Source organism: Geothrix sp. 21YS21S-2 (genome assembly GCF_030846775.1).
In the GTDB taxonomy this organism is placed as follows: Bacteria; Acidobacteriota; Holophagae; order Holophagales; family Holophagaceae; genus Mesoterricola.
The window spans coordinates 4,538,878-4,562,159 of sequence record NZ_CP132910.1 but is presented as its reverse complement, the minus strand read 5'-3'; the positions used below and the strand labels follow the sequence as shown (position 1 = coordinate 4,562,159).

The window sequence follows — 23,282 nt, the reverse complement described above, 5'->3', positions numbered from 1 at the left end:
CGATCTCCTATTTCTTCCAGCGGATGCGATGGGTGATGAAGACGTCCGAACAGAGCAGGAAGAACAGCAGCAGGCCCTGGAACACCTTCGAGATGGAGTAGGGGAGGGCCAGGTACTGCTGGGCCTGCTCCCCGCCCAGGTAGAGGAGGGCCATCAGGAGCCCGGAGAAGAAGATGCCGATGGGGTCCAGGCGGCCCACGAAGGCCACGATCATGGCCGCGAAGCCGTACCCCGGCGAGATGTGCTCGGTGATCTGCCCCACGGGACCGGCGATCTCGGCCACGCCCGCGATGCCGGCCATGGCCCCGCCCACCAGCATGCCGATCCACACGGTGCGCCGCGCCGAGAAGCCCGCGTAGCGCCCGGCGTTCTCCGCCTGGCCCGCGACCTTCATCTGGTAGCCCATGAAGCTGCGGTTCATGAAGATCCAGCCCGCGATGAGCGCGCCGATGGCGATGAGGAGTCCGGCGTTCACGCGGGTGCCCGCCACCAGGATGGGCATGGTGGCCTTGGCCTGGAACAGCCGGGTCTGGGGGAAGTTGAACCCGTCGGGGTCCATCCAGGGGCCGTGCACCAGCCAGGACACGATCAGCTCGGCGATGTAGACCAGCATCAGGCTCGTGAGGATCTCGTTGGCGTTGAACCGCGTCTTCAGCCAGGCCGGGATGGCGGCCCAGAACATGCCGCCCAGGGCCCCGGCGATGATCATGGCCGGCAGCAGGAGAAGGCTGCTGGTGTCGTGGAAGTGGAGGGCCAGGCCTCCCCCGGCCAGGGCGCCGATGAGCAGCTGGCCCTCGGCGCCGATGTTCCAGATGTTGCCCCGGAAGCCCACCGCCAGGCCCACCGCGCAGAGGATGAGGGGCGTGGCCTTCAGGAACAGCTCGGCGATGCCGTACTTGTCCTGGATGGGGTTCAGGAAGAAGACCTTGAACCCCTCGACCGGGCTCTTGCCCAGGAGGTGGAAGAGGAGCATGCCCGAGGCCACCATCAGGCCCACCGCGAGGAGCGGGGACAGGTAGCGCATGAGCCGGGAGGGTTCGGGACGCTGTTCGAACTTAAGCCACATGAGGCGCCTCATCCTTGGCGGGTTCCGCGTCCGGCCACATTCCGCTCATCCAGACGCCCACTTCCTCCACGCCCGTGTCCGAGGTGGCCTTGGAAGGCGAAAGGCGGCCCTTGGCGATCACCACGAGGCGGTCGCAGATCTCGAACAGTTCGTCCAGCTCCTCGGAGATCACCAGGACGGCGGTGCCGGTCTCCCGGAGGCCGAGCAGCTGCTGCCGGATGAAGGAGGCCGCGCCCACGTCCACGCCCCAGGTGGGCTGGGCCAGCACCAGGACCTTGGGCTCCTGGAGGATCTCCCGGCCCACGATGAACTTCTGGAGGTTGCCGCCGGACAGGGACTTGGCCTCGCTCCCCGCCCCGCCGCACTTGACGTCGAACAGCCGGATGCAGTCGTCGGCGAAGCTCTTGGCCGCCTTGCGGCGGATCATGCCGAAGCGCACCATCTTCCGGCGGAAGGCGGTGAGCAGCACGTTGTCCGTCAGGGAGAGGCGCGGCACCGCGCCCCGGCCCAGGCGCTCCTCGGGCACGAAGCACATGCCCAGGGCCCGGCGCCTGGAGGCGTTCATGCGGCCCGCGGGCACGCCGCAGACGTGGATCCAGCGCTTGTCCAGCACCGGCTCCTCGCCGGAGATGGCCCGGAGCAGCTCCTGCTGGCCGTTGCCCGAGACGCCGGCGATGCCCACGATTTCGCCGCTGTGGACTTCCAGGCGGATGTCCTTGAGGTCCACGCCGAAGGGGTCGTCGGACTTGACGGTGAGGCCGTCGATGCGCAGGCGCACCTCCCGGCCCTCCTCGGGCTCCCCGTGCCGGAAGGTGGGCAGGTCCTCGCCGATCATCAGGCGGGCCATGGTCTTCGGGGTCTCCTGGGAGGGGGTGCAGTGGCCCGTCACCCGGCCGTTGCGCAGCACCGTGGCGGTGTGGCACAGCTCCTGGATCTCGTCCAGCTTGTGGCTGATGTAGAGGATGCTGACCCCTTCCGAGGCCAGCTGGCGCAGCGTCTCGAAGAGCTTGCGCACCGCCTGGGGCGTCAGCACGGAAGTGGGCTCGTCCAGGATGAGCAGGCGGGGGTTCTGCAGCAGGCAGCGGATGATCTCCACCCGCTGGCGCTCGCCGACGCTAAGGGCGTGCACCAGCCTGCGCGGGTCCACCGGCAGCCCGTACTTCTCCGAGATCTCCTCGATCCGCCTGGAGAGCCCGGCCAGGTCGAGCCTGCCGGGGACGGCCAGGGCCACGTTCTGGGCCACCGTGAGGGTCTCGAAGAGGGAGAAGTGCTGGAACACCATCCCGATGCCCAGTTCCCGGGCATGGGCGGGGTTCTGCACCGACACCGGCCTGCCCTCCCAGAGGATCTCGCCCTTGTCCGGGCGGGTGACGCCATAGATGATCTTCATCAGGGTCGACTTGCCCGCCCCGTTCTCGCCCAGGACGGCCCGGATCTCCCCGGGCATGATCGTCAGGTCGACGTTGTCGTTGGCGATGACCGAGGGGTAGATCTTGCTGACCCCCTTGATGACTAGCCGCGGTGTCTCGGATTGCGCGTTCGGCATTGGTGATCCCACACAGGCTGACGTTCGGTCCGGCAACTTCCGGGCGAGTCCCGAGCTGCGGGAGGATCGCCGTATTAATTGATTATTTCACCAACCCAATGGCGTTGCCTTAAATTATGACCGAGAGGTCGTTTCAAGGCAGGGCAGGAAGAGAAAGAGTCACTGGACGCGGTATGGAAGTGAGGATAAACAAAAAAGAGACCATCGTGTCAAAATATTTTCAGTCATGAACCGCCCAGGTTTCCCCAGCCGTCGCACCGTGTCTATAACCTTATCATTACCAATATTAAAATCAACACGCCCACCCGGAAAATGACAGCAGTCACACCCCTTCCGCCGCCAGGAGCCCCCATGAACGAGCCCAACCTCCTCGTCTGCCGCTGCCGCTTCATGCTCCCCCTGGCCGCACCGGACCGGTCCCTCCGGATCCACGACGGCTACGTCCTCGCCCGGAACGGGGAGATCCTCGAGGCCGGCCCCTACGACCCGGCCGTGGGCAGGCGCCTGGCCGATACCTGGGGCACCCGCCTGCGCGTCCTGCACACCCGGCGGGAGGTGCCCTCCGGCGACCCGGTGCCCATGCAGGACATGGTCCTGCTCCCCGCCTTCGTGAAGGCCCACGGCCACGACCACGAGCAGCCCCTCATCGGGATCGCCCGGGACGAGCCCCTCACCGCCTGGCTTGACCACGCCGTGAACCCCTTCACGGGCTTCCTCAACGCCCGGAGGGAGGAGCTCCGCGAGCGCCTGGGCTGCACCCCCCAGGCGGCCACCTACCGCATGGCGCGCCTGTGCGACATCCACTACGGCATCACCGCCTCCATGGTCCACCACTGCAACTGGAACAAGTACCACCTGGAGGACATCGCCCAGGCCAACGAGGCCGCGGGCACCACCATGATCGTGGCGGTGGGCGGCCAGGACCGGTTCTACGCCAGGGAGCTCCTGGACCGGCCCGGCGACGCCGTCGCGCGCCTGGAGAAGGCCCTGGAGATCCAGGCCGGGTGCGAGCGCACCCGCTTCGTGCCCGGGCCCGACCAGTGCTTCTCCAACAGCCGGGCCGTGCTCGTGCCCCAGAAGGCCTGGGCCCGGGACCACGGGACCCTCTTCCACATCCACAGTTCCGAGGAGCCGCGCACCACGAAGTGGTTCACGGAATCCATCGAGCCCGGCCTCACGCCGGTGGAGTACTTCCAGGAGATCGGCATCCTGGACGAAGGCACCGTCCTGGCCCATCAGGTGAACTGCGGCCCGCGGGACATCGAGCTCATCGCCCGCAGCGGCGCCGCGGTGGTGCACAACCCGCTGGCCAACACCATCCTCGGCTCGGGCATGCCCCCCCTCATCGACATGCTCAAGGCCGGCGTGCGCGTCGCCATCTCCACGGACGGTTCCGGCTCCGCCGACAACCAGAACATCCTCGCCGCGGCGCGCCTGGCCTCCCAGTACCAGAAGGCCCTGCACCAGGACGCCACCCTCCTGCCCTCCCAGCAGCTGATGGAGATGATCACGGTCGCCCCCAACCAGATCCTGCGCCTCAACCAGGGCGAGCTGGCCCCGGGGCGGCAGGCGGACTGGGTGCTCGTCGATCTGGCCCGGCCCAACATGGTCCCCACCCGCCTGGACAACGTCACGGAGAACCTCATCTGGGCCGCGGACGGCTCGGAGGTGGATACGGTGGTGGCCCACGGCGCGGTGCTGAAGCTGGACGGGCAGCTCCTCCCGTGGCGGGACGGCACCCGTCCGGAGGCCATCCTCGCCCAGGTCCAGGCCCTCTCGGAGTGGTTCGCGGACTACCGGGACGGGGCGCCGGAAGTGACGGGAACCGGCGCCCACGGCTGACGGGGCGCCGGAAATGAAGTTTTTTTTACATGTCTGTCGCTTGTTGAAAACCGTGACCCGAAAGCAACAAAATACAGAGTCTCAATCTCATTGCTAAAAGCTGAAAATAGATGACTTGAAAAATAGTTTCTCGATTTTGAAATCATGTAACTTTTTTTCTTGATTTCACGTGAATGGAAATTATTCTTTCAGTCACCAATCAACAGCCAAAGGAGGCTCTGTGCCGAGATCTCGTGGGTCCCTTACCCTTTTTGCATTCGCACTCGTGGCTGTCCCCACCGCCCTGGTGGCGCAGACCAGCTCCACGTCGGCCCTCAGCGGCGTGATCAAGGACGCCTCCGGCAAGCCCGTGGCCGGCGCCCTGGTCCGCATCAATTCCGCCACCATGATCGGCGGCGAGAGGTCCACGGTCAGCGCCGAGAACGGCCTCTACCGCTTCGCGGCCCTTCCTCCCGGCACCTTCAGGATCGCCGTGTCGGCCAAGGGCCTGATGACCCAGACCCAGACCGCCCTCCTGGAGCTGGGCCGCACCGCCACGGTGAACTGGCGGCTGCCGGCCGCCAACGCCGGCGCCACGGTGGAGGTGGTGGCCACCTCCGCCCGCGTCGACGACGCCGCGGTGGGCCAGACCCAGAACTTCGACACCGCGGCCCTGGCCACCCTGCCCGTGGACCGCACGATCACCGCCATCATGGACCTGACCCCCGGCGTCAACGGGAACAGGGCCTGGGGCGGCTACTCGGGCGAGAACGCCTACATGATGGACGGCGTGAACATCAGCGATCCCTCCGGCGGCACGGTGTGGATCTACCCCAACATCGACTGGTTCTCCGAAGTGCAGGTGGCCGGCCTGGGCGCCAACGCCGAATTCGGCGGCTACATGGGCGGCTTCGTCAACGGCCTGGTCAAGCGCGGCGGCAACACCTTCGAAGGCACGGTAAGCGCCTACTACGCAGATTCCAAATGGCAGGCCCGAATCAACGCCAACCACCCCGACCTGCCGCCCGAGGACAAGAACATCCTCCCCTCCAAGAACTGGGACGTGGCCGCCAGCGTGGGCGGCCCCATCATCAAGGACAAGCTGTGGTTCTTCGTCTCCGCCGAGCGGTCCGAGATCCAGAGCACCCCCACGGGCGCCGAGCTTCCCGAACGCGACCAGAAGGTCATGGCCCTGGCCAAGCTCACCTGGGCCCCCACGACCAGCACCACCATCGAGTTCCTGGCCGAGCACGACTACGTGGGCCGGGACCGGCGCTACATCGACAAGTACACCATGCCCATCGCCACCCAGAAGGAATCCGCCCCGAACCGCTCCTTCAGCCTCACCTGGACCCAGACCATGGGCTCGGACAAGGTCCTGACCGTCAAGGCCTTCGGCTACTCCGGCCGCTACGACATGCCCGGCTACGGCGGCAACGCGCTCAGCCTGGACACCGCCGACCTCTGGAAGTACGACCCCAACAAGCCGGCCCGGGAGTTCTTCAACAACTCCACCTACGAGGACTTCAACTACCGGTCCAGGGCCACGGTGCAGGCCACCTTCGACTGGTTCAAGACCGGCCTGTTCACCCCCGGCGACAGCCACGCCTTCCGCTTCGGCATCGAGCGCGAACAGGCGTCGGACGAGGAGCTGGAGCGCTTCCCCGGCAACTTGAACCTCAACGCGACGATCTACGAGTATAACGACGGCACCCTGGAACTGGACGGCGACTATCTCATCCAGGGCGGGGGCTGGAACGTGCGCCAGCGCGTGGACCGCCTCGCCGCCTTCGCCCAGGACACCTGGCACGTCAACGACCGCCTCACCATCAGCCCCGGCGTGCGCTTCGAGCAGTTCAAAGCCCGCTTCTACGGCGGCGAGACCCTCTGGAACAAGAACACCTACGCTCCGCGCCTGGGCCTGGCCTACGCCGTCACGGCGGACCAGAAGACCATGCTGAAGGCCCACTGGGGCAAGTACTACGCGGGCTACTCCACCTACTTCATCGACCGCGCCATCCAGTCCGCCATCCCCATGAAGCGGTACTACAGCTGGGGCAACTACCCGGTCATCGACAGCGTCCTCGACCCCAAGAACTGGCCCGACTACACCCCAGGCACCGCGGACAACTACGAGTACCGGCGCGTGAACGACATCACCGCGGTGGACCCCAACGCCCGCCAGCCCTACACGATCGAGACCACGGTCTCCCTCGACCAGAAGCTCGGCACCCTCTGGAGCGCCAGCGCCTCCTATGTGTCGCGCGACTTCAAGGACAGCCTGGTCCGCACCGACCAGGGCGTCGACCCCAAGGGCGCCTACAACGTCTTCGTGAACCCCCTGAACCACCAGAACATCAACATCTGGAAGCCCGGCACCTACTACGACGCCGCCCTGGACTTCAGCCTCGAGAGCCACAACTACGTCACCAAGAACGACGACAGTGCCAAGCGCAAGTACGAGGCCGTCACCGTCACCCTGGACCGGATCCTGGCGAATGCCTGGAGCGTGAACATGAGCTACACCCACGCTTCCCTCAAGGGCAACATCCAGCGCGCGGACAGCTACGACAAGGTCTACTACAACCCCAACCTCCAGACCAACTCCTACGGGAACCTGCCGGGCGTCAACGACAACGAGTTCAAGGCCCGGGGGATGTACGAGCTTCCGTGGAACATGCGCGTTTCCGGCACGTTCACCTACCTGAGCGGCACCCACTGGACGCCCACCTACCGCACCGACTCCTACAACGGCACCCGCTACGCCGTGAACCTCGAGCCCCTGGGCAGCCAGACCTATCCCAGCCGCACCCTCCTGGACCTGCGCGTCACCCAGATGTTCAACTTCACCAAGAAGGCCCGCATGGAGGTCTTCGTCGAGGTCCTCAACGTGCTGAACCGCCAGTCCGCCACCAGCTACATCACCCGGGCGAACTCCAGCACCAGCGACACCTCCGGAGTCTACGTCGACTACAAGTATCCCTCCACCCTCGATGCGGGCCGACGCCTCCAGCTGGGTGCCCGCTATAATTTCTAGTCCGATCCGAAGAACGGGCGCGGCGCGGCGGGTCTCCGGACCCCCCGCCCGCGGCCTCGCCGAAAGGAAGTCATGCTCCGCAGTCTCTGCCTCCTCCTCCTGACGTGCCTCCTGGGCGCGGCCGCTCCCAAGGGAACCCTGGTCATCGTGGGCGGCCACGGCACCACGCCCGACATCATGGACGCCTTCCTGAAGGGCGCCGGCGGGCGGGGAGGAATCATCGGAATCATCCCCACCGCCACCTCGGACCCCGAGGGGGAACTCAAGGACTGGAAGGAGACCCTTCCCCCCCACGGCATCACCCTGGTGCCCCTGGACGTGCGCAAGCGCGAGGATTCCTCCACCCCGGCCATGCTCGAGGCCGCCGCGCGCTGCACGGGGTTCTGGTTCTCCGGCGGGGACCAGGCCCTGGTGGGCGACAAGATCGTTGGGACGCCGCTCCACAAGCTCATCAAGGACAAGTACCAGGACGGCGCCGTCGTGGGCGGCACCAGCGCGGGCGCCGCCATCATGTCGAAGATCATGCTCGTGGGCGAGGACATCTTCGGAAAACTGGAACTTCGCGAGATGGGGCCCAAGGCCTACATCACCCGCGAAGGCATGGGTTTCCTGCCCCCCGACGTGGTCATCGACCAGCACTTCATCAAGCGGGGCCGCGAGAACCGCCTGCTCAGCATCGGCATGACCTTCCCCGGCGTCCTGGCCATCGGCGTGGACGAGACCACCGCGCTGGTGGTGCGCAAGGGCGTGGGCACGGTGCACGGCGCCAGCGGCGTCCTGGTCTTCGACTCCAGGGGCATGCAGCTGAAGAACGGCGGCTTCACCGGCCTGACGCTCCACTTCCTCCGCAAGGGCGGCACGATCGATCTGGCCACCCGGAAGGTGAAGCCCTGACATGCGCCTCCTCCCCTTCCTCCTCGCCTCGACCCTGATGGCCGCCCCCGGGGAGCAGCGCGTCCCCGCCGATCCCCTCCGCCTGAAGGCCTCCATCTCCTACGCGGACATGGAGGCCTTCCTGGCGGAGGTGGCGAAGCCGGGCCTCATCACGGTCACCGAGGAGGGCCGCAGCGTCGAAGGCCGCGCCATCCGCCTGGTGCGCCTGAACCGGGGCGGCGCCAAGGCCCGCTTCAAGGTCCTCTTCTACGCCCAGCAGCACGGCAACGAGATCTCCGGCAAGGATGCCCAGCTCTGCCTGATCCGGGCCATCGCGGAAAAGCCCGCCCTCCTGCCGGAGGACGTGGACCTCTACCTCATGCCCATGATGAACCCCGACGGGGCCGAGGCCGGGCGGCGCACCAACGGCGCCGGGGCCGACCTGAACCGGGACCACATCCGCCTCCTGCAGCCGGAGACCCGCGCCCTCCACGCCGTGGCCCGGCGCATCCTCCCCCACCTGGCCGTGGACAGCCACGAGTTCACCCGGGACGGCAAGGACTGGGACGCCAAGGGCTGGGACTGCTGGCCGCTGATCACCATGGACGGCCTGAACGTCCCCTGGATCCCCGCGGCGCTGCGCAGGGAGGCCCTGGCCCGGGTGGAATCCGCCCGGCCCGTCATGGCGAAGGCCGGCTACGCCTACACGCGCTACACCGTGGGCGGCCTGCCCCCCCTGGACGAGATCCGCCCTTCCACCACCGAGGTGGACGACGGCCGCAACAGCCTGGGCTGCATGGGCACCCTCTCCTTCATCATCGAGGCCGGCACCCGGCGCCAGCCCGGCGCGCCCCAGGACCTCCCGGCCCGCGCCGACGCCTACACCCGGCTCTACCGGCACCTGCTGGGCACCGCCGCCTCCCGGCGGAAGGTGGAGGCCCTGTGCGAAGCCGCCCGCAGGGAGCCCCTCCCGGCCTACCTGCCCACGAACTTCTTCTGGGCCAGCCTGGATGGACGGGCTCCCGTCGTGAAGGTGACGGAGCGCGCCACGGGCAAGGTGCTGGACATCCCCTCCCCCGGCCTCATGACCGACCTGGTGGTGAAGGGAAGCGTCCCCACCCCCAGGGCCTACGTCATCGACGCCGCGGCCGCAGAAACCTTCAAGGCCCTCCTGGACCGCCACGGGATCCGCTACGCCAGGACCGGCGCCGCCCCCATCCAGGCCGAGCGGTGCCGCCTCCTCCGGGTGGAGGCCGGCTACGACGATCTCTACGGCCGCTATGAGAACCGCCAGATCGTGGCCCGGGACCCCGTCTCCGGCCACGCCTTCCCGGAGGGCTCCCTCGTGGTGCCCCTCGACCAGCCCCTGGCGCGCTGCGCCATCGGCATCCTCGAACCCTGCCTCCTGTACGGGCTCTACAGCTACCGGGATTTCAGCACCCTGGCCCTGCCCGATGGTACCCTTCCGGTCTGGCGAGCCTTCTAGCCGGACCCTGGAGTCGCACGATGCTCCTCATCAAGAACGCCGAAATCCATTCCCCTTCCCCCGAAGGCCGGTGCGACCTGCTCGCCGGCGGGGGAAAGATCCTGCGCATGCATCCGGACATCCGGATCCCCCGCCGCTACTGCGACGTCATCGACGCCCGGAACCTCATCGCCGTGCCCGGCTTCATCGACGGCCACGTCCACATCATGGGCGGCGGCGGCGAGGGAGGTCCGGCCACGCGAACGCCGGAACTGGTCCTGTCCGACGCCGTCATGGGCGGCGTGACCACCATCGTGGGCTGCCTGGGCACCGACGGGGTCACCCGCACGATGGCGGGCCTGCTGGCCAAGGCCCAGGGACTCGAAGCCGAAGGCATCACCACCTTCGCCCTCACCGGCCACTATGCGGTGCCGGTGCGCACCCTCACGGGCACCATCGAGGGGGACCTCCTGTGCATCGAGAAGATCCTGGGCGTGGGCGAGGTCGCCCTGAGCGACCACCGCTCCTCCCAGCCCACCTTCGAGGCCTTCGCCCAGCTCGCCGGGGAGACCCGCCGCGGCGGCATCCTCTCCGGCAAGGCCGGGGTGGTGAACATCCACCTGGGCGACGGCCGGCGCGGCCTGGAGTACCTGAGGCGGCTGCTCCTGGAGACCGAGATCCCGGCCCGCCAGTTCCTGCCCACCCACATCAACCGCAACCCCTCCCTCTTCGAGGAGGGCACCGCCTACGCCCTCTCGGGGGGCTTCGTGGACTTCACCACCTCCACCGTCCCCGCCTTCGTCGAGGCCGGCGAGATCAAGCCCTCGGAGGGCCTCCGGCGCATGCTGGACGCCGGCGTGGACCCCGGCCACATCACCTTCACCTCCGACGGCCAGGGCAGCCTGCCCGACTTCGACGCCAACGGGCGCATCCAGGGCGTGGGCGTGGGCCGGGTCACGAGCCTGTTCCCGGAGGTGCGCGACGCGGTCCTGAAGGAGGACATCCCCCTGGCCACCGCGCTGCGGGTCATAACCTCCAACCCCGCGCGCATCTTCAAGCTCCAGGGCAAGGGCCAGCTGGCCCCGGGCATGGACGCCGACATCGTGCTCCTGGACCCCCGGGACCTCACCATCCACACCATGATCGCCAAGGGCCGCGTCCTCATGAAGGCGCGCAAGGTCCTGGTCAAGGGAACCTTCGAGTGACCGAACTGCTGGGCCGGCCCGCCGGCGACTGGATCGCCGAATACGGCCTGCCCCTCCACTTGACCTGGCTGCCCCGGGTCCGCGAGAACGTGCGGGCCTTCGCCCGGGTCTTCCGGGACCTCTATCCCCGGGGCGCCCTGCGGTACGCCGTGAAGGCCTCCGCCCACCCCGTCCTGCTCGCCGCCATCCGCGCCGAGGGGGCCGGGGCGGACGTGGCCTCCCCCTTCGAGACCCGCATGGCCCTGCAGGCCGGCATGGACCCGCGCACCCTGGACCTCAACGGCAACTGCAAGGAGGACGAACTCATCCGGGAGGCCATCGGCTCGAGGATGCTCATCGTGGCCGACTCCGCAGAGGAACTGGCCCTGGTGGAGGCCACGGCCCGGGGCATGGACCGGCGCGCGAGGGTCCTCCTACGACTCTCCGGCTTCGACCTGGGCCGGGTGACGGGGGACGACATCTTCACGGCCGGCCTCTGGTCCAAGTTCGGCATCCCCCTGGGGGAGGTCCCGCTCGTCCTGGAGAGCCTGGGCAGCTTCCCATCGGTGCGCTTCCTGGGCTTCCACACCCACATCGGCTCCCAGATCACCCGGCCCGAGCCCTACCTGGCCGTCCTGGGACGCATGGTGGAACTGGGCCGGGTGCTCAAGGACCGCACCGGCGCCTGCCCCATCCTGAACCTGGGCGGTGGCTTTCCCGTCAACTACCTGGAGGAGGCGGCCTGGGACGAGCTGCGCCGGCGCACCGCCGCCCGGGACGGGTTCAGCTGGAACCTGGGCACGGCCGGCATGGACGCTGGCGGCGCCTGGCACGGCGAGGCCTATTTCTCCCCCTGGCCCAAGGAGCGGATGCTCGAAGCCGTCCTGAAGGGCGAGGTCACCGTGGACGGCGAGACCCTGGGCACCCTGAAGGCCCTGGAGTCCCTGGACGCCCCCGAACTCCTGGTGGAACCGGGCCGCGCCATCGCCGAGGACGCCGGGGTCACCCTCTGCCGCGTCGCCCACGTGCGCAGGGCCGCGGGCGCCCACAACCTGGTCACCGTGGAGATGGGCGTCCTGAACCACGCCGACGCGATGCTGGAGGGCCTCCCAAACCGCTGGGACGTGCTGGAGGGCGCCGACGACCCGGAGCCCTTCGAGACGTTCGTGGCCGGCAACCTCTGCTTCTCGGGCGACCTGCTGGCGAGGTTCCAGACCCGCCTGAGGCGGCGCCCCCGGCGCGGCGACACGCTGCTGATCCGCGACACCGGCGCCTACACGGCCCACTTCTTGGCGAGCAACGCGAACGCCTATCCGCGGCCGCCTCGGGTGTTGGTGCATGGGGACGGGGACGTGACGGTGATGACGCGGCGGGACCGGTACGAGGATCTGTTCGCCTGACCGCGAGCCGAAAGGCCGGCTCAGGCTCCTGTCCCCTTCTCCCGCAGGAGACGCATCATGGCGCGAAGCCCCAAGGCATGGATGTTCCCCCGCATGGGAAAGGGATCCTCTCCGGGGTAGACGACGAGGGCCTGTTCCGGCCGGAGGTCGTCGATCGCTTCATGGAATCCCCGTTCCACCTTGGGGGCGAGGCCCCGCTTGATCTCGATGACCCAGACGTTCCCTCCTGGCCATTCCAGCACCAGATCCACCTCCGCGCCTCGGGCAGTCCGGTAGAAATAAGGCCTGACGGTATCGGGCGCCGCGGAGATCAGGTTTTCCACCACGAACCCCTCCCAGCTCGCCCCCAGGACCGGATGGGACAGAAGCGTCTCGAGGTCCTGGATCCCCAGCAGGGCGTGGACCAGACCGCTGTCCCGGATATAGACCTTTGGCGCCTTCACCAGACGCTTGCCCACGTTCGCATGCCATGGAGCCAGCCTGCGCACCAGGAGCAGGTCCTCCAGGAGATCCAGGTACCGGGCCGCAGTCCGCTGGTCGATCCCGAGATTGCGGGCAAACAGGGCTGCGTTGTGGAGCCCTCCCTGGCTGTGGGCGAGCATGGTCCAGTAGCGCCGCAGGGGGTCCCCGCCCATCCTGGGATGGAAGAGGGGCACGTCGCGTTCCAGGTAGGTGCGAATGAAATCCTGTCGCCAGCGGAGGCTCCATCGGGCGTCCTCCGCCAGCAGACTGTCCGGAAAACCGCCCCTGAGCCAAAGGGTCTCCAGGGGATGTTGCGAAGCCTCGAGGGCGCTGAGGGGTCCGAGTTCCTGATAGGAGATCCGCCCGGCCAGGGATTCTCCGGACTGATGGAGGATGTCCAGGGAAGCGGAACCAAGGAGGAGATACAAACCTGATCGTTGCCCCGCGTGCCGGGCCTGGTCGATGAGGCCCCGCAGGATGGGGAACAGCGCCGGAGTTCGATGAACCTCATCAAGGATCACCAAGCGGCCGGACAAACTCGGCAGAAACGATTCCGCGTCCGCAAGCTTGATCCGGTCCGCCTCGGATTCCAGATCAAGGTAGACGGCGCCCCGCATAGCCTGGATTTCCCGGGCGAGGGTGGTTTTCCCGGATTGCCGGGGCCCGAGCAGAGCCACTGCCGGCATGTGGTCCAACGCCGCGAGGAGGGTTGGCTTGAGGTCCCGGTCAATCATTGTCGCAATCGTGACATCGTGATGCCACAGATGCAACATTGATATTTAAGTAACTTTATTGCAACCAGAAACGCACGCTAGGCTTCCCCGGAACGCCGCACGGGATAGGGCGCAGGGCTCGCCGCCAAGGCCTTCCCCAGCCAGTCCACGGCCTCGCCAAGGTGCCCCATGTTCCGCAGGGCCTCGGCGTCCGCGGCCACGTCGCCGGGTTCCAGGCCGTAGCCCATGTTCCAGTAGGTGGACCCGGGGACCACCATCTGGGAGATGAAGAAGAGGTGGTTGATGGTGTCGAACACGTGGATGGCCCCGCCCCGGCGCGCGACGACCACCGCGGCGCCGATCTTGCCGGCCAGGCCGCAGCCGTTGGCCATGGCCACGAACCCGGCCCGGTCGATGAGGGCCTTCAGGTCGCTGGTGACGCCCGCGAAGTAGGTGGGCGAACCCAGGAGGATGGCGTCGGCCGCCAGCATCCTCTCGAAGATCCCGTTGAACTCGTCCTTCCCGTAGGAGCAGTGGTTGTCCCGCTTCTCCCAGCACTGGCCGCAGGCGAGGCAGCCGTGGAGGTTCCTGCCGCCCACCTGGACGACCTCGGTCTCCCAGCCGGCCTTGGCGAGGGGCGCCAGGGCGGCCTCCAGCATCTGCCGCGTGTTGCCGTTCTTCCTGGGACTGCCGTTGAGGGCGAGGACTTTCATGGCGGATCTCCTTATTCAAACCTAGCAGACCGAAGGCTTGTAAATTCCTCCTTGAGAATTCAGAATCCATATTCTAAATTTAGATTTGAGGTTCCATCATGAACGCACGCCGCGAAAAGGAACGCCACCAGCGCCGGGGATTGCTCCTCGAGGCCGCCGGCCGGGTCTTCGGGCGCAAGCCCTTCGACGAGGCCACCATGCAGGAGGTCGCCGCGGAAGCGGAGATCGGCATGCAGGGCCTCTACGAGCATTTCGCCTCCAAGCAGGAGCTGTACGAGCAGGTGGTGCAGGAACGGGCCGAGAGCTTCCACCGGAGGGCGAACGCGGCCCTGGCGGAACGCGGGGGCTCGCCCATGGACCGCATCGAGGCGCTGGCCCAGGTGTACGCGGAGACCTTCCAGGACCGTCCCTTCTCCCTGCCCACCTTTGTGCGGGACCGGGTGCAGTTCGACTGGGGCTTCGACTCGCGGTTCATGCCCAGCCTGGGGGAGATCTACCGGGTGGAGCGGGCCCGCCTGAAGGGCCTGGTGCAGGAGGCGCTGGACCAGGGGCTCCTGCGGCCCCTGGATCCTGAGTTCCTCACCCAGCTGGCCATGGAGGTGATCCAGGCCTCCCTGCACTTCGCGCACAGCCGCGTGCCCAGGGAGGAGGCCGGGGCCACCGTGGCCCGGGCCATGGAGTGCCTGCTGCGGGGCGTGGCCCGGGAGGTGCGGTCATGATCCGGCCCGCCCTCCTCCTGCTCCTGGCCTCCGGCGCCCTGGCGGCGCAGGCGCCCCTCACCCTGGCCGCGGCCCTGCGGCAGGCCGGGGCCACCTCCGTGCAGGCCGACCTGGCCGCGCTGTCCCTTCGGGGCGCCCAGGGCGACCGGGACGAGGTGAAGGCCGCCTTCCTCCCCGAGATCGAGCTCAAGGGCGGGCACCTGAACCTGGACCGCGACGCGGCCCTGCGCACGGAGTCCTTCACCGTGGGGCCCATCCCGGTCCTGGGCTCCATCACGGTCCCCTCCCTGGAGCAGCCGGTGGCCCAGAAATCCTCGTGGCGCTACCACCTCACCGCCAGCTACCTGGTCTACGACTTCGGCCGGCGCAGCAGCGCCCTCGCCGCCACGCGGGCCAAGGAACGGGCCGTGGACCTGGGCGGGAGGGACGCCATCAATCGCGCCCAGGCCGACGTGGCGGCCCGGTACATGACGACCGTCAACATCCGGGCCCGGCGCCTCGTGGTGGAGCAGCGGCGCCAGGCGCTGGGGGACCACCTCCGCGACGCGCGGTCCCTGTTCGAGCAGGGCGTGGTGGCGCGCAACGACCTCCTGCGCACGGAAGTGGCCCTGCGGGCCGTGGACGACGCGGGACGGACCCTGGACAACGCCCTGGTCTCCGCCCGGGAGAGCCTGAACATCGCCATGGGCCAGGCCCCGGGCGCCCCCCTTGCCCTGCCGGAGACCCTGCCCCCCCCGCCCGCCATGCCCTGGAACGAGGCGGCGGTGCGGGCCCGGGCCCCCCAGGCCAATGCGGGAGTCAAGGCCCTGGAGGCCAAGGTCCAGGCCGCGGAGGGCCAGGTGGCCTTCCGCAGCCGCGACTTCGCCCCCAGCGTGGTGGCCCAGGTGGGCCACTCCTACGAGGAGAACCGGTTCCTGGCCCATCCCCAGCAGACCACCCTCTACCTCGGGCTCACCTGGAAGCTCTGGGAGGGCGGCGCGCGCTCCGCCCGCGTGAGCCGGTCCAGGGCCGAGGAAGGCTCGGCGCGCCGCGAGCTGATGGAGGCCCGGCGCCAGGTGGAGAACGCCGCGGCCGCGGCCCTGCGGGACTACGGCCAGGCCCTCAACGAGATGGAGACGGCCCGCGCGAACGTCGAGGCCGCCCTCGAGAACCTGCGCATCGTGAGCGAGCAGTACCAGCAGGCCTACGCCAAGAGCGCCGACGTGCTCGACGCCGAGACGGTGCTGGCCGAGAGCCGCTTCAGCCTGTCGGACCGGCTCTGCCGCGCCTACGCCATCCAGGCAGGACTCCTGTCCCTCCTGGGCGAGGACCTGGAAACCTTCTACGCGACCCGTTCGCTGGAGCATTGAACATGGAAAAGCGCACCCGAATGTGGGTCTCCCTGGCCGTGATCCTGGCGCTGGCGGCCGCCGCCGGCGTCTGGGGCTTCCTCAGCTGGCGGCACAACGAGGTCTTCGTGGCCACCGACGACGCGTACGTGAAGGGCCCCGTGGTCGCCGTGGCCTCCCGGGTGCCGGGGGCCATCCTCACCCTCGGGGTGAAGGAGAACGACCCCGTGAAGGCCGGGCAGGTGCTCGCCACCCTGGATCCCAAGGACTTCGAGGCCGCCGAGGCCAAGGCCCAGGGCTCCCTGGCCGAAGCCCGGGCCTCCATGGCCCTCAACCGGTCCCAGATCGCCCAGGCCCAGGCCCAGGTGCGCGCCGCGGAAAGCCAGGAGGGCCTGGCCGCCCTGGAGCGCCAGCGCCTGGAGATCCTGGTGGAGCGGCAGTCCATTCCGCGCCAGAAGCTGGACCAGGCCCGCACGGCCCACCAGGTCGCCACCGCCCAGCTCGACGCGGCCCGCAAGCAGGTCGCCGCCATCCAGGGCGGACTTCAGGTGAGCGGGAGCAAGGAGGCACAGGCCCTGGCCTCCATCGAGCAGGTGCGGCTCCAGAAGGGCTACTGCACCATCGCCGCCCCCTGCGACGGCTACGTCACCCGCAAGCTGGCCGAGGCCGGCATGGTGGTGGCCGCGGGCCAGCCGCTCCTGGCGGTGGTCCCCCTGGGCCGCGACGACCTCTGGGTGGAGGCCAACTTCAAGGAGACCCAGCTCCGGCGCGTGCGCCCGGGCCAGAAGGTCACCCTGCGCGCCGACATCGACGACCGGGACTTCCCGGGCGTCGTGGAGAGCCTCGCGGCGGGCACCGGATCCGCCTTCAGCCTGCTGCCGGCCGAGAACGCCACGGGGAACTGGGTGAAGGTCGTCCAGCGGGTCCCGGTGCGCATCCGCCTGGCTCCCGGCGGCGACCCCGCCCACAAGCTGCGCCTGGGCCTCAGCGTCTCCGCCGTCATCGATACCCGCGAATGAGCGGGACGGACCGGGGCGCGCCCTTCAAGTGGGTCATCGCCCTCGCCCTGATGCTGGGCACGTTCATGGAGGTGCTGGACACCTCGGTGGCCAACGTGGCCCTGCCCCACATGAAGGGCACCTACGCCGCGGGCACGGACGAGATCACCTGGGTGCTCACCAGCTACCTGGTGGCCAACGCCATCGTCCTGCCCATCACGGGGTGGCTGGGCAACCGGTTCGGCCGCAAGCGGCTCTACCTGTTCTGCCTCACGGGCTTCACCCTGGCCTCCCTGGCGGCGGGGGCCGCGCCCACGCTGGGCCTGCTCATCGCGGCCCGGGTGATCCAGGGCCTCACGGGCGGCGCCATGGTGCCCATGTCCCAGGCCATCACCATGGAGGCCTTCCCCCGCTCCGAGCAGGGCATCGCCACGGCGGTCTTCGGCATCGGCGTCATCTGCGGCCCCATCGTGGGGCCGCTGGTGGGCGGCTGGGTCACGGACAACTGGAGCTGGCCCTGGATCTTCTGGATCAACATCCCCGTGGGGATCCTCTCCTACGCCCTGGCTTCGGCCTTCGTGGACGAGGCGCCGGACCGCAAGCCCGAGGGCGCCATGGACTACTGGAGCCTGATCTTCATCGCCGTGGGGCTGGGGTGCCTGGAGCTCTTCCTGAACCGGGGCGAGCGCCTGGACTGGTTCGAGAGCCGGACCGTCACGCTCTACGCGGCCTGCTCGGCCCTGGGCATCATCCTTTTCCTGTGGCGGTCCTTCACCGCCGAACGGCCCCTGGTCGACCTGCGGATGTTCAAGCTGCCGGAGTACGCGTCGGGGATGTTCCTGATCTTCGGGGCGAGCTTCGGGATGTACGCGGCCTTCGTCATGCTGCCGCTGTTCGTGCAGACCTTCCTGGGCTGGACCCCCACCTGGGCGGGGATCATGCTGAGCCCGGGCGGCGTCGCCAGCGTGGTGGCCATGATGGTGGCCGGGCTGATCATGGGCAAGGTCGACGTGAGGTACACCGTGGCGGCGGGCTTCCTCGCCCAGATCTATTCCAGCTGGCTGCTCACGTCGATCAACCTGCATTCCGGCATGGGCTACCTGGTCTACGCCTGGTGCTTCCGGGGCCTGGGACTGGGGTTCGTCTTCGTGCCCATCGCCACGGTGGCCATGCGCCGGATCCCGCGGGAGGCCATGGGCGTGGCCGCGGGATTCTTCAACCTCATGCGCAACGAGGGGGGCAGCGTGGGCATCGCCGTGGCCGCCACCCTCCTGCAGACCCGCAGCCAGTTCCACCACGCCCGCCTCGCCGAGCACATGACGCCCTACAGCGGCGCTCTCCAGCAGGGCGCCCACCGGCTCCACCTGGCCCTGGGCGCCTCCTCCGGCCTGGACCCGCAGAGCAGCGGGAGGCTGGCCCAGGGCATGCTGGGCTTCGAGGTGCTCCGCCAGTCGTACGTCATGGCCTTCGTGGACGTCTTCGCCTTCCTGGTGCTGGTGTACATCGTGTGTCTGCCGTTCGTGATGCTCCTCAAGGACCCCGGCAGCGGGTCGGGCGGGATGCAGATCCACTGATCAGCCTGGAGGGACCAGCGCCTCCAGCTTCCGGTGCAGCTCTTCCAGGGAGAAGGGCTTGGACAGGCTCGCGGCCCTGTCGTCCCCCTGGAGCAGGAGGACCGTGGAAGGGTCCATGAAGCCCGTGGCCACCAGCACCGGAAGCTTCGGCCGCAGCCTGCGCAGGCGCAGGTAGGCGGCCTCGCCGCCCATGCCGGGCATGTTCAGGTCCAGGATCACCGCGTCGGCCTCCAGGCCCTTCTCCAGCAGGTCCAGGGCCTCCTCTCCGCTCATGGCGGCCACGGGCGTGTGGCCGAGGTGGTGGAGCAGGAGCGGGACGGTCGCCTGGATCAGCTCGTCGTCGTCGACCACCAGGATCCTCAGCGCCCGGCGCCGGGCGCCTGCGACCCCGTGGCCGTGCTCTTCCAGGGCGGCCCCGGCCACGGCGGGAAGGCGGACGTGGATCCGGGTGCCCCGGCCCACCGCGCTGCGGATCTCCACGGTGCCGCCGTGCGCCTTTATGGTGCCGTGGACCATGGCCAGGCCGAGCCCCGTGCCCTTCCCGGCCTCCTTGGTGGTGAAGAAGGGCTCCAGGGCGCGCTTGACGACCTCGGGAGGCATGCCGGTGCCCGAGTCCTCCACGATCAGCTCCATCCACCCCGGCTCGGCGTCCCGGGTGCGCAGGGCCAGGACGCCGCCATCGGGCATGGCGTCCACCGCGTTCACACAGAGGTTCATGAGGGCGCTCCCGAAGTTGCCGGCCTCGCCCAGGAAGGGCGGCAGGGGCTCGTGCAGGTCCACCTCCAGGCGGATCTTATGGCGGAGGGTGCGTTCCAGGAGGGCCGCCTCGTCCTTGACGAGGCGGTTGAGGTCCAGGGGTTCGGCCGCACGCAGGTCCTTGCGGGCGAAGTTGGTGAGGCCCCGCACCAGGTCCCGGCCCCGGTTGGCGGCCTTGATGATGGTGTCCAGGGCCGAGGCCATCCCCGGGTCCTCCTCGGATTTGAGCTGCAGGACCTGGCCGACGGCGAGGATCGCGGCCAGGACGTTGTTCATGTCGTGGGCCACGCCGGTGGCGAGGCTGCCCAGGCTCTCCAGCTTCTCGGTGTGCCGGATCTGCTCTTCCAGGACCCGGCGCGCGGTCTCCTCCGTCTTGCGCTGGGTGATGTTGTCGAAGACCACCACGAATTCGTCCCGGGCCGGGCTGTAGATGGAGTTGGAATACCAGGTGTCCGTCGTCTGAACGAACAGCTCGAGCCGCTCGGGAACGCCCGTCGCGGCGACCCTGGCGAAGGCCTCCATGAAGTTCGGCTCGGCCTCGAGGATTCCGGGAATGACGTCGGTCAGCCTCTTCCCCACCACGTCCCTGAACCCCGTGAGCCGCTCGAAGGCGGGGTTCACGTCCACGTAGACCCAGTCCACGGCCTCGCCGCGCTCCCGGATGATCCGGGCGTGGGCGTAGCCGTCCAGCATGTTCTCGAACAGCGACCGGTAGCGGCTTTCGCTGGCCCGCAGGGCCCGCTCGGCCTCGAGGCGGATGGAGCGGCCGCGCGCCTCCTCCAGGCAGTGGACGAGGGCCTGGCTGAGCCGGGCCGGGCGGTCCTTCCAAACGAAATCCCAGACCCCCTGCCGGAGGAGCTCCACCGCGGCCTCCTCGCCGATGCTGCCGGAGACCAGGATGAAGGGGACGTCGGGCAGCTTCCTGCGGACCAGGGCCAGGACCTGGGTGAACTCCAGCTGGGGCAGGCTGTAGTCGGAGATGACGGCGTCCCACGCATGGTCCTGCAGGGCCGTCTCCAGGGCGGCCAGGGTGTCCACCCTGTGGAAGTCGGCCACCGTGCCGTGCTTCGTGAGGTTGCGGACGTGGAGGGAGAAGTCCGCCTCGGAGTCCTCCACCACCAGGAGCTTCAGCCGGGGCCGCACCGTCAGCTCCATGAGCGCGGCGCCTCGTTCACCGCCACCCAGTAGACCCCCAGCCTGCCCACCTTCTCGGCGAATTCGGCGAAGTCCACGGGCTTGCGGACGAAGCTGTTGGCGCCTCCGAGCAGGCTCGCGAGGCGGTCCTCCTCCTCGCTGGAGGAGGTGAAGATCACCACCGGCAGGGCCCGGGTGCGCTCGTCCTTGCGGATCCGGGCCAGCACCTCCAGGCCCCCCAGGCGGGGGAGCCCCAGGTCCAGGAGCACCAGGGCCGGGAGGTCCGGCCCGGGCCTGCCGGCGAACTCCCCCTCCCGGAACAGGAAGTCCACGGCCTGCTGGCCGTCCCGGACCACCTCCACCAGGTTCCCCAGGTTCACCTTGCGCAGGGAGCGCAGCGTGAGCATCTCGTCCTGGGGGTTGTCCTCGACCATGAGGATCACGGGCACGTTGTTCATGGCGACTCCTGGGGTGCGGCGGAAGGAAGGGAGACCAGGAAGGCGGCCCCCTGGCCGGGGGCGGACTCGGCGCGCAGGCGCCCTCCGTGGCGGCTCACGATGCGCTGGGTCGTGGCGAGCCCGATGCCCAGGCCCGGGTACTCGTCCTGGCGGTGCAGGCGCTGGAACGGCTTCCAGAGCTTGTCCGCGAAGGCCATGTCGAAGCCGCAGCCGTTGTCCCGGATGCGGATCCAGGCCGACCCGCCCTCCTGGACGCGGTCCACTTCGATGAGGGGATCGGGCGACCTTCCGGTGTACTTCCAGGCGTTGCCCAGGAGGTTGGTGAAGGCCGCCCTCAGCATCCGGGGATCCCCCTCGGCCAGGATCCCGGGTTCCACCCGCCAGCGGGGGGGGCGCTCCCCGTCGGCCTTCCGGAGTCCCTCGAGCACGCCTTCGGCCAGGGCGGAGATGTCCACCGGCACCCGCTCCAGGTCCCCCCGGGTGGCCCTGGAGAGGAGCAGGATCCCGTCGATGAGGCCGCTCATGGCGTGGCTGGCCTTGATGATCTGGTCCAGGTAGCCCCGGCCTTCGGCGTCGAGGGACGGGGCGCAGTCCTCCAGGAGGGCGTTGCTGAAGCCGTCCATGGCCCGGAGCGGGGCCCGCAGGTCGTGGGACACGGCGTAGGCGAAGCTCTCCAGCTCCTGGTTGGCGGCCTGGAGCTCCAGGGTGCGCTCGGCCACGCGCCGCTCCAGGGTCGCGTTCAGGGTCCGCACCTCGGCCTCGGCCCGCTTGCGGGCGGAGATGTCCTCGATGATGCTCACGAAGTGCATGGCCTCCTGCCCGGGCCCGGTCAGGGGTCTCACGGTGAGCGCGGCCCACACGGTGGCTCCGTCCTTGCGCAGGTAGCGCTTTTCGGAGGCGAAGCCCTGGATCTCACCCCTGGCCAGGCGTTGGGTCTCGGTCACGTTCCGGTCCAGGTCGCCGGGGTGGGTCACCTCCTGGAACCGCATCCCCAGGAGTTCCGCCTCGCCGTAGCCGAGGATCTCGCAGAACCGGCCGTTGACCCGCACGAACCTGCCGCTGGCCGCGTCCACCTCCACGACCCCCACCCCGGCCTGCTCGAACAGGGCCCGGAACCGCGCCTCGCTGTCGCGCAGGGCCAGCTCCATGGCCTTGCGGTCGGAGATGTCCTGCATGGCGCCCTGCACCTTCACCACCCGGCCGCCCTCCACCACGGGCTGGCCCGTGGTGCGCACCCATTTGCGGTTGCCCGCGGCGCTCACGAGCTCCAGCTCGAGCGCGTAGGGGATCCCCTCCTCCACGGCGCGGCGCACGGCCTCGGCGATGGCCGGGCGGTCCCGCTCCAGATAGTAGGCCAGGCCCATCTCCACGTTCGGCTGGGTGGAGGGGTCCAGGTCGTGGATCCGGGCGACCTCCGCCGTCCAGGAACCCGCATGGGTGGCCGCGTCGAACTCCCACCCGCCCACCTTGGCCGTGCGGCTCGTGCGCTCCAGCAGCCCGTCCCGTTCCCGGAGCCGGGCCTCGGCGGCCTCGAGCTTGGCCTTGCGCAGGCGTTCGTGGAACGAGGAGAAGAGCAGGCCCATGCCGATGAAGGCGACCGAATTGACGTAGGCGCCCGGCCGCGCCTTGAGGAGCGTGTGGACGGGCTCCATGAAGAACCACCACACGAGCCCGGTGGAAAGGAAGGTGGCCGCCAGGCCCGAAGCGAAGCCCCCGAGCCAGGAGCTGAGGAAGACCGTCGGATAGAACAGGAACCACACGAAGGGGACGATCACCGGCCAGCACAGCCATTGCATGAAGCAGGCCGCCACGGGGAGGAGTGCGGCAGCGATGCGGCGCGGGGCGGAGAGGGATGCGGGAACGCTCATGGGTGGGTGCAACCTAGCATTTGTGGGGGGTTGCGATGAATGATAGACCCTTTGAATTTTTCAAGTGAACTGAATTTCCAAATCCCCAATGACCGGTTTATGCATATTCCTCATTCATGCAATTCGATGAAAAATCCACGATTGCGTTCCTTTCGGATGGCCCTATC

At 68.7% G+C, this 23,282-nt stretch carries 17 protein-coding genes and 1 pseudogene; 10 read left to right on the top strand and 8 right to left on the bottom strand.

Annotated elements, in window-relative coordinates; genetic code table 11:
* Nucleotides 1–7 precede the first annotated feature (7 nt).
* Both RAH40_RS20115 and RAH40_RS20110 read right to left on the bottom strand, forming a co-directional pair.
* A complete protein-coding gene (locus RAH40_RS20115) occupies nt 8–1,066 on the bottom strand; it encodes an ABC transporter permease (protein WP_306599416.1) in 1,059 nt (352 codons plus the stop codon).
* A complete protein-coding gene (locus RAH40_RS20110; RefSeq protein ID WP_306599415.1) occupies nt 1,056–2,612 on the bottom strand; it encodes an ABC transporter ATP-binding protein in 1,557 nt (518 codons plus the stop codon). Before RAH40_RS20110 ends, RAH40_RS20115 begins: the two co-directional genes overlap by 11 nt.
* A gap of 351 nt (nt 2,613–2,963) precedes the next feature.
* Here RAH40_RS20110 and RAH40_RS20105 point away from each other — a divergent pair, with 351 nt between their 5' ends.
* From RAH40_RS20105 to RAH40_RS20080, 6 genes are all read left to right on the top strand, one after another.
* Nucleotides 2,964–4,454, top strand: coding sequence for an amidohydrolase family protein (locus RAH40_RS20105; RefSeq protein WP_306599414.1), 1,491 nt, complete (start codon nt 2,964–2,966; stop codon nt 4,452–4,454).
* 265 nt (nt 4,455–4,719) lie between these two features.
* Nucleotides 4,720–7,470 carry a TonB-dependent receptor gene (locus tag RAH40_RS20100; RefSeq protein WP_306599413.1) on the top strand — a complete coding sequence of 917 codons (2,751 nt, stop codon included), beginning with the start codon at nt 4,720–4,722 and terminating at the stop codon, nt 7,468–7,470.
* 72 nt (nt 7,471–7,542) lie between these two features.
* On the top strand, nt 7,543–8,364 hold the full coding sequence (locus RAH40_RS20095; RefSeq protein ID WP_306599412.1) for a cyanophycinase: 822 nt from the start codon (nt 7,543–7,545) through the stop codon (nt 8,362–8,364).
* A 1-nt stretch (nt 8,365) separates the two neighbouring features.
* On the top strand, nt 8,366–9,829 hold the full coding sequence (locus RAH40_RS20090; protein ID WP_306599411.1) for a M14 family zinc carboxypeptidase: 1,464 nt from the start codon (nt 8,366–8,368) through the stop codon (nt 9,827–9,829).
* Nucleotides 9,830–9,849: 20 nt separating this feature from the next.
* Complete coding sequence (gene iadA, locus RAH40_RS20085; RefSeq protein WP_306599410.1) at nt 9,850–11,013, top strand: beta-aspartyl-peptidase; 1,164 nt, start codon at nt 9,850–9,852, stop codon at nt 11,011–11,013.
* A complete protein-coding gene (locus RAH40_RS20080; RefSeq protein ID WP_306599409.1) occupies nt 11,010–12,392 on the top strand; it encodes a hypothetical protein in 1,383 nt (460 codons plus the stop codon). Before iadA ends, RAH40_RS20080 begins: the two co-directional genes overlap by 4 nt.
* Before the next feature lie 20 nt (nt 12,393–12,412).
* Here the strand turns inward: RAH40_RS20080 and RAH40_RS20075 are convergent, their stop codons facing one another.
* From RAH40_RS20075 to RAH40_RS20065, 3 genes and pseudogenes are all read right to left on the bottom strand, one after another.
* Nucleotides 12,413–13,048, bottom strand: coding sequence for a DUF4143 domain-containing protein (locus RAH40_RS20075; protein WP_306599408.1), 636 nt, complete (start codon nt 13,046–13,048; stop codon nt 12,413–12,415).
* 186 nt (nt 13,049–13,234) lie between these two features.
* A pseudogene (locus RAH40_RS23100) lies at nt 13,235–13,480 on the bottom strand (AAA family ATPase); the annotation flags it as partial.
* 185 nt (nt 13,481–13,665) lie between these two features.
* On the bottom strand, nt 13,666–14,280 hold the full coding sequence (locus RAH40_RS20065) for a flavodoxin family protein (RefSeq protein WP_306599406.1): 615 nt from the start codon (nt 14,278–14,280) through the stop codon (nt 13,666–13,668).
* Nucleotides 14,281–14,378: 98 nt separating this feature from the next.
* On the opposite strand from RAH40_RS20065, the gene RAH40_RS20060 reads away from it, so the two are divergent.
* The 4 genes from RAH40_RS20060 to RAH40_RS20045 are packed head-to-tail and all read left to right on the top strand — an operon-like array spanning nt 14,379 to nt 18,899.
* Nucleotides 14,379–14,999: a TetR/AcrR family transcriptional regulator gene (locus tag RAH40_RS20060; RefSeq protein ID WP_306599405.1), complete on the top strand. Its 621-nt coding sequence runs from the start codon at nt 14,379–14,381 to the stop codon at nt 14,997–14,999.
* A complete protein-coding gene (locus RAH40_RS20055; RefSeq protein ID WP_306599404.1) occupies nt 14,996–16,348 on the top strand; it encodes a TolC family protein in 1,353 nt (450 codons plus the stop codon). The genes RAH40_RS20060 and RAH40_RS20055 overlap by 4 nt, the downstream gene beginning before the upstream one ends.
* 2 nt (nt 16,349–16,350) lie before the next feature.
* Complete coding sequence (locus RAH40_RS20050) at nt 16,351–17,346, top strand: HlyD family secretion protein (protein WP_306599403.1); 996 nt, start codon at nt 16,351–16,353, stop codon at nt 17,344–17,346.
* Nucleotides 17,343–18,899 (top strand): DHA2 family efflux MFS transporter permease subunit, encoded by a 1,557-nt coding sequence (locus RAH40_RS20045; RefSeq protein ID WP_306599402.1) that lies wholly within the window; start codon nt 17,343–17,345, stop codon nt 18,897–18,899. Before RAH40_RS20050 ends, RAH40_RS20045 begins: the two co-directional genes overlap by 4 nt.
* On the opposite strand, the gene RAH40_RS20040 is transcribed toward RAH40_RS20045, so the two are convergent.
* The 3 genes from RAH40_RS20040 to RAH40_RS20030 are packed head-to-tail and all read right to left on the bottom strand — an operon-like array spanning nt 18,900 to nt 23,115.
* Nucleotides 18,900–20,798 carry a response regulator gene (locus RAH40_RS20040; RefSeq protein ID WP_306599401.1) on the bottom strand — a complete coding sequence of 633 codons (1,899 nt, stop codon included), beginning with the start codon at nt 20,796–20,798 and terminating at the stop codon, nt 18,900–18,902.
* A 2-nt stretch (nt 20,799–20,800) separates the two neighbouring features.
* Nucleotides 20,801–21,247: a response regulator gene (locus tag RAH40_RS20035; protein WP_306599400.1), complete on the bottom strand. Its 447-nt coding sequence runs from the start codon at nt 21,245–21,247 to the stop codon at nt 20,801–20,803.
* Nucleotides 21,244–23,115, bottom strand: a complete 1,872-nt coding sequence (locus RAH40_RS20030; protein ID WP_306599399.1) for a PAS domain-containing sensor histidine kinase — start codon at nt 23,113–23,115, stop codon at nt 21,244–21,246. The genes RAH40_RS20035 and RAH40_RS20030 overlap by 4 nt, the downstream gene beginning before the upstream one ends.
* Nucleotides 23,116–23,282 lie beyond the last annotated feature (167 nt).

Excerpts from the sequence above, each read along its gene's own strand:
- RAH40_RS20115 (WP_306599416.1), bottom strand. The coding sequence starts at position 1,066 with ATGTGGCTTAAGTTCGAACAGCGTCCCGAACCCTCCCGGCTCATGCGC.
- RAH40_RS20110 (WP_306599415.1), bottom strand. The coding sequence starts at position 2,612 with ATGCCGAACGCGCAATCCGAGACACCGCGGCTAGTCATCAAGGGGGTC.
- RAH40_RS20105 (WP_306599414.1), top strand. The coding sequence starts at position 2,964 with ATGAACGAGCCCAACCTCCTCGTCTGCCGCTGCCGCTTCATGCTCCCC.
- RAH40_RS20095 (WP_306599412.1), top strand. The coding sequence starts at position 7,543 with ATGCTCCGCAGTCTCTGCCTCCTCCTCCTGACGTGCCTCCTGGGCGCG.
- RAH40_RS20090 (WP_306599411.1), top strand. The coding sequence starts at position 8,366 with ATGCGCCTCCTCCCCTTCCTCCTCGCCTCGACCCTGATGGCCGCCCCC.
- iadA (WP_306599410.1), top strand. The coding sequence starts at position 9,850 with ATGCTCCTCATCAAGAACGCCGAAATCCATTCCCCTTCCCCCGAAGGC.
- RAH40_RS20065 (WP_306599406.1), bottom strand. The coding sequence starts at position 14,280 with ATGAAAGTCCTCGCCCTCAACGGCAGTCCCAGGAAGAACGGCAACACG.
- RAH40_RS20060 (WP_306599405.1), top strand. The coding sequence starts at position 14,379 with ATGAACGCACGCCGCGAAAAGGAACGCCACCAGCGCCGGGGATTGCTC.
- RAH40_RS20055 (WP_306599404.1), top strand. The coding sequence starts at position 14,996 with ATGATCCGGCCCGCCCTCCTCCTGCTCCTGGCCTCCGGCGCCCTGGCG.
- RAH40_RS20050 (WP_306599403.1), top strand. The coding sequence starts at position 16,351 with ATGGAAAAGCGCACCCGAATGTGGGTCTCCCTGGCCGTGATCCTGGCG.
- RAH40_RS20045 (WP_306599402.1), top strand. The coding sequence starts at position 17,343 with ATGAGCGGGACGGACCGGGGCGCGCCCTTCAAGTGGGTCATCGCCCTC.
- RAH40_RS20035 (WP_306599400.1), bottom strand. The coding sequence starts at position 21,247 with ATGAACAACGTGCCCGTGATCCTCATGGTCGAGGACAACCCCCAGGAC.
- RAH40_RS20030 (WP_306599399.1), bottom strand. The coding sequence starts at position 23,115 with ATGAGCGTTCCCGCATCCCTCTCCGCCCCGCGCCGCATCGCTGCCGCA.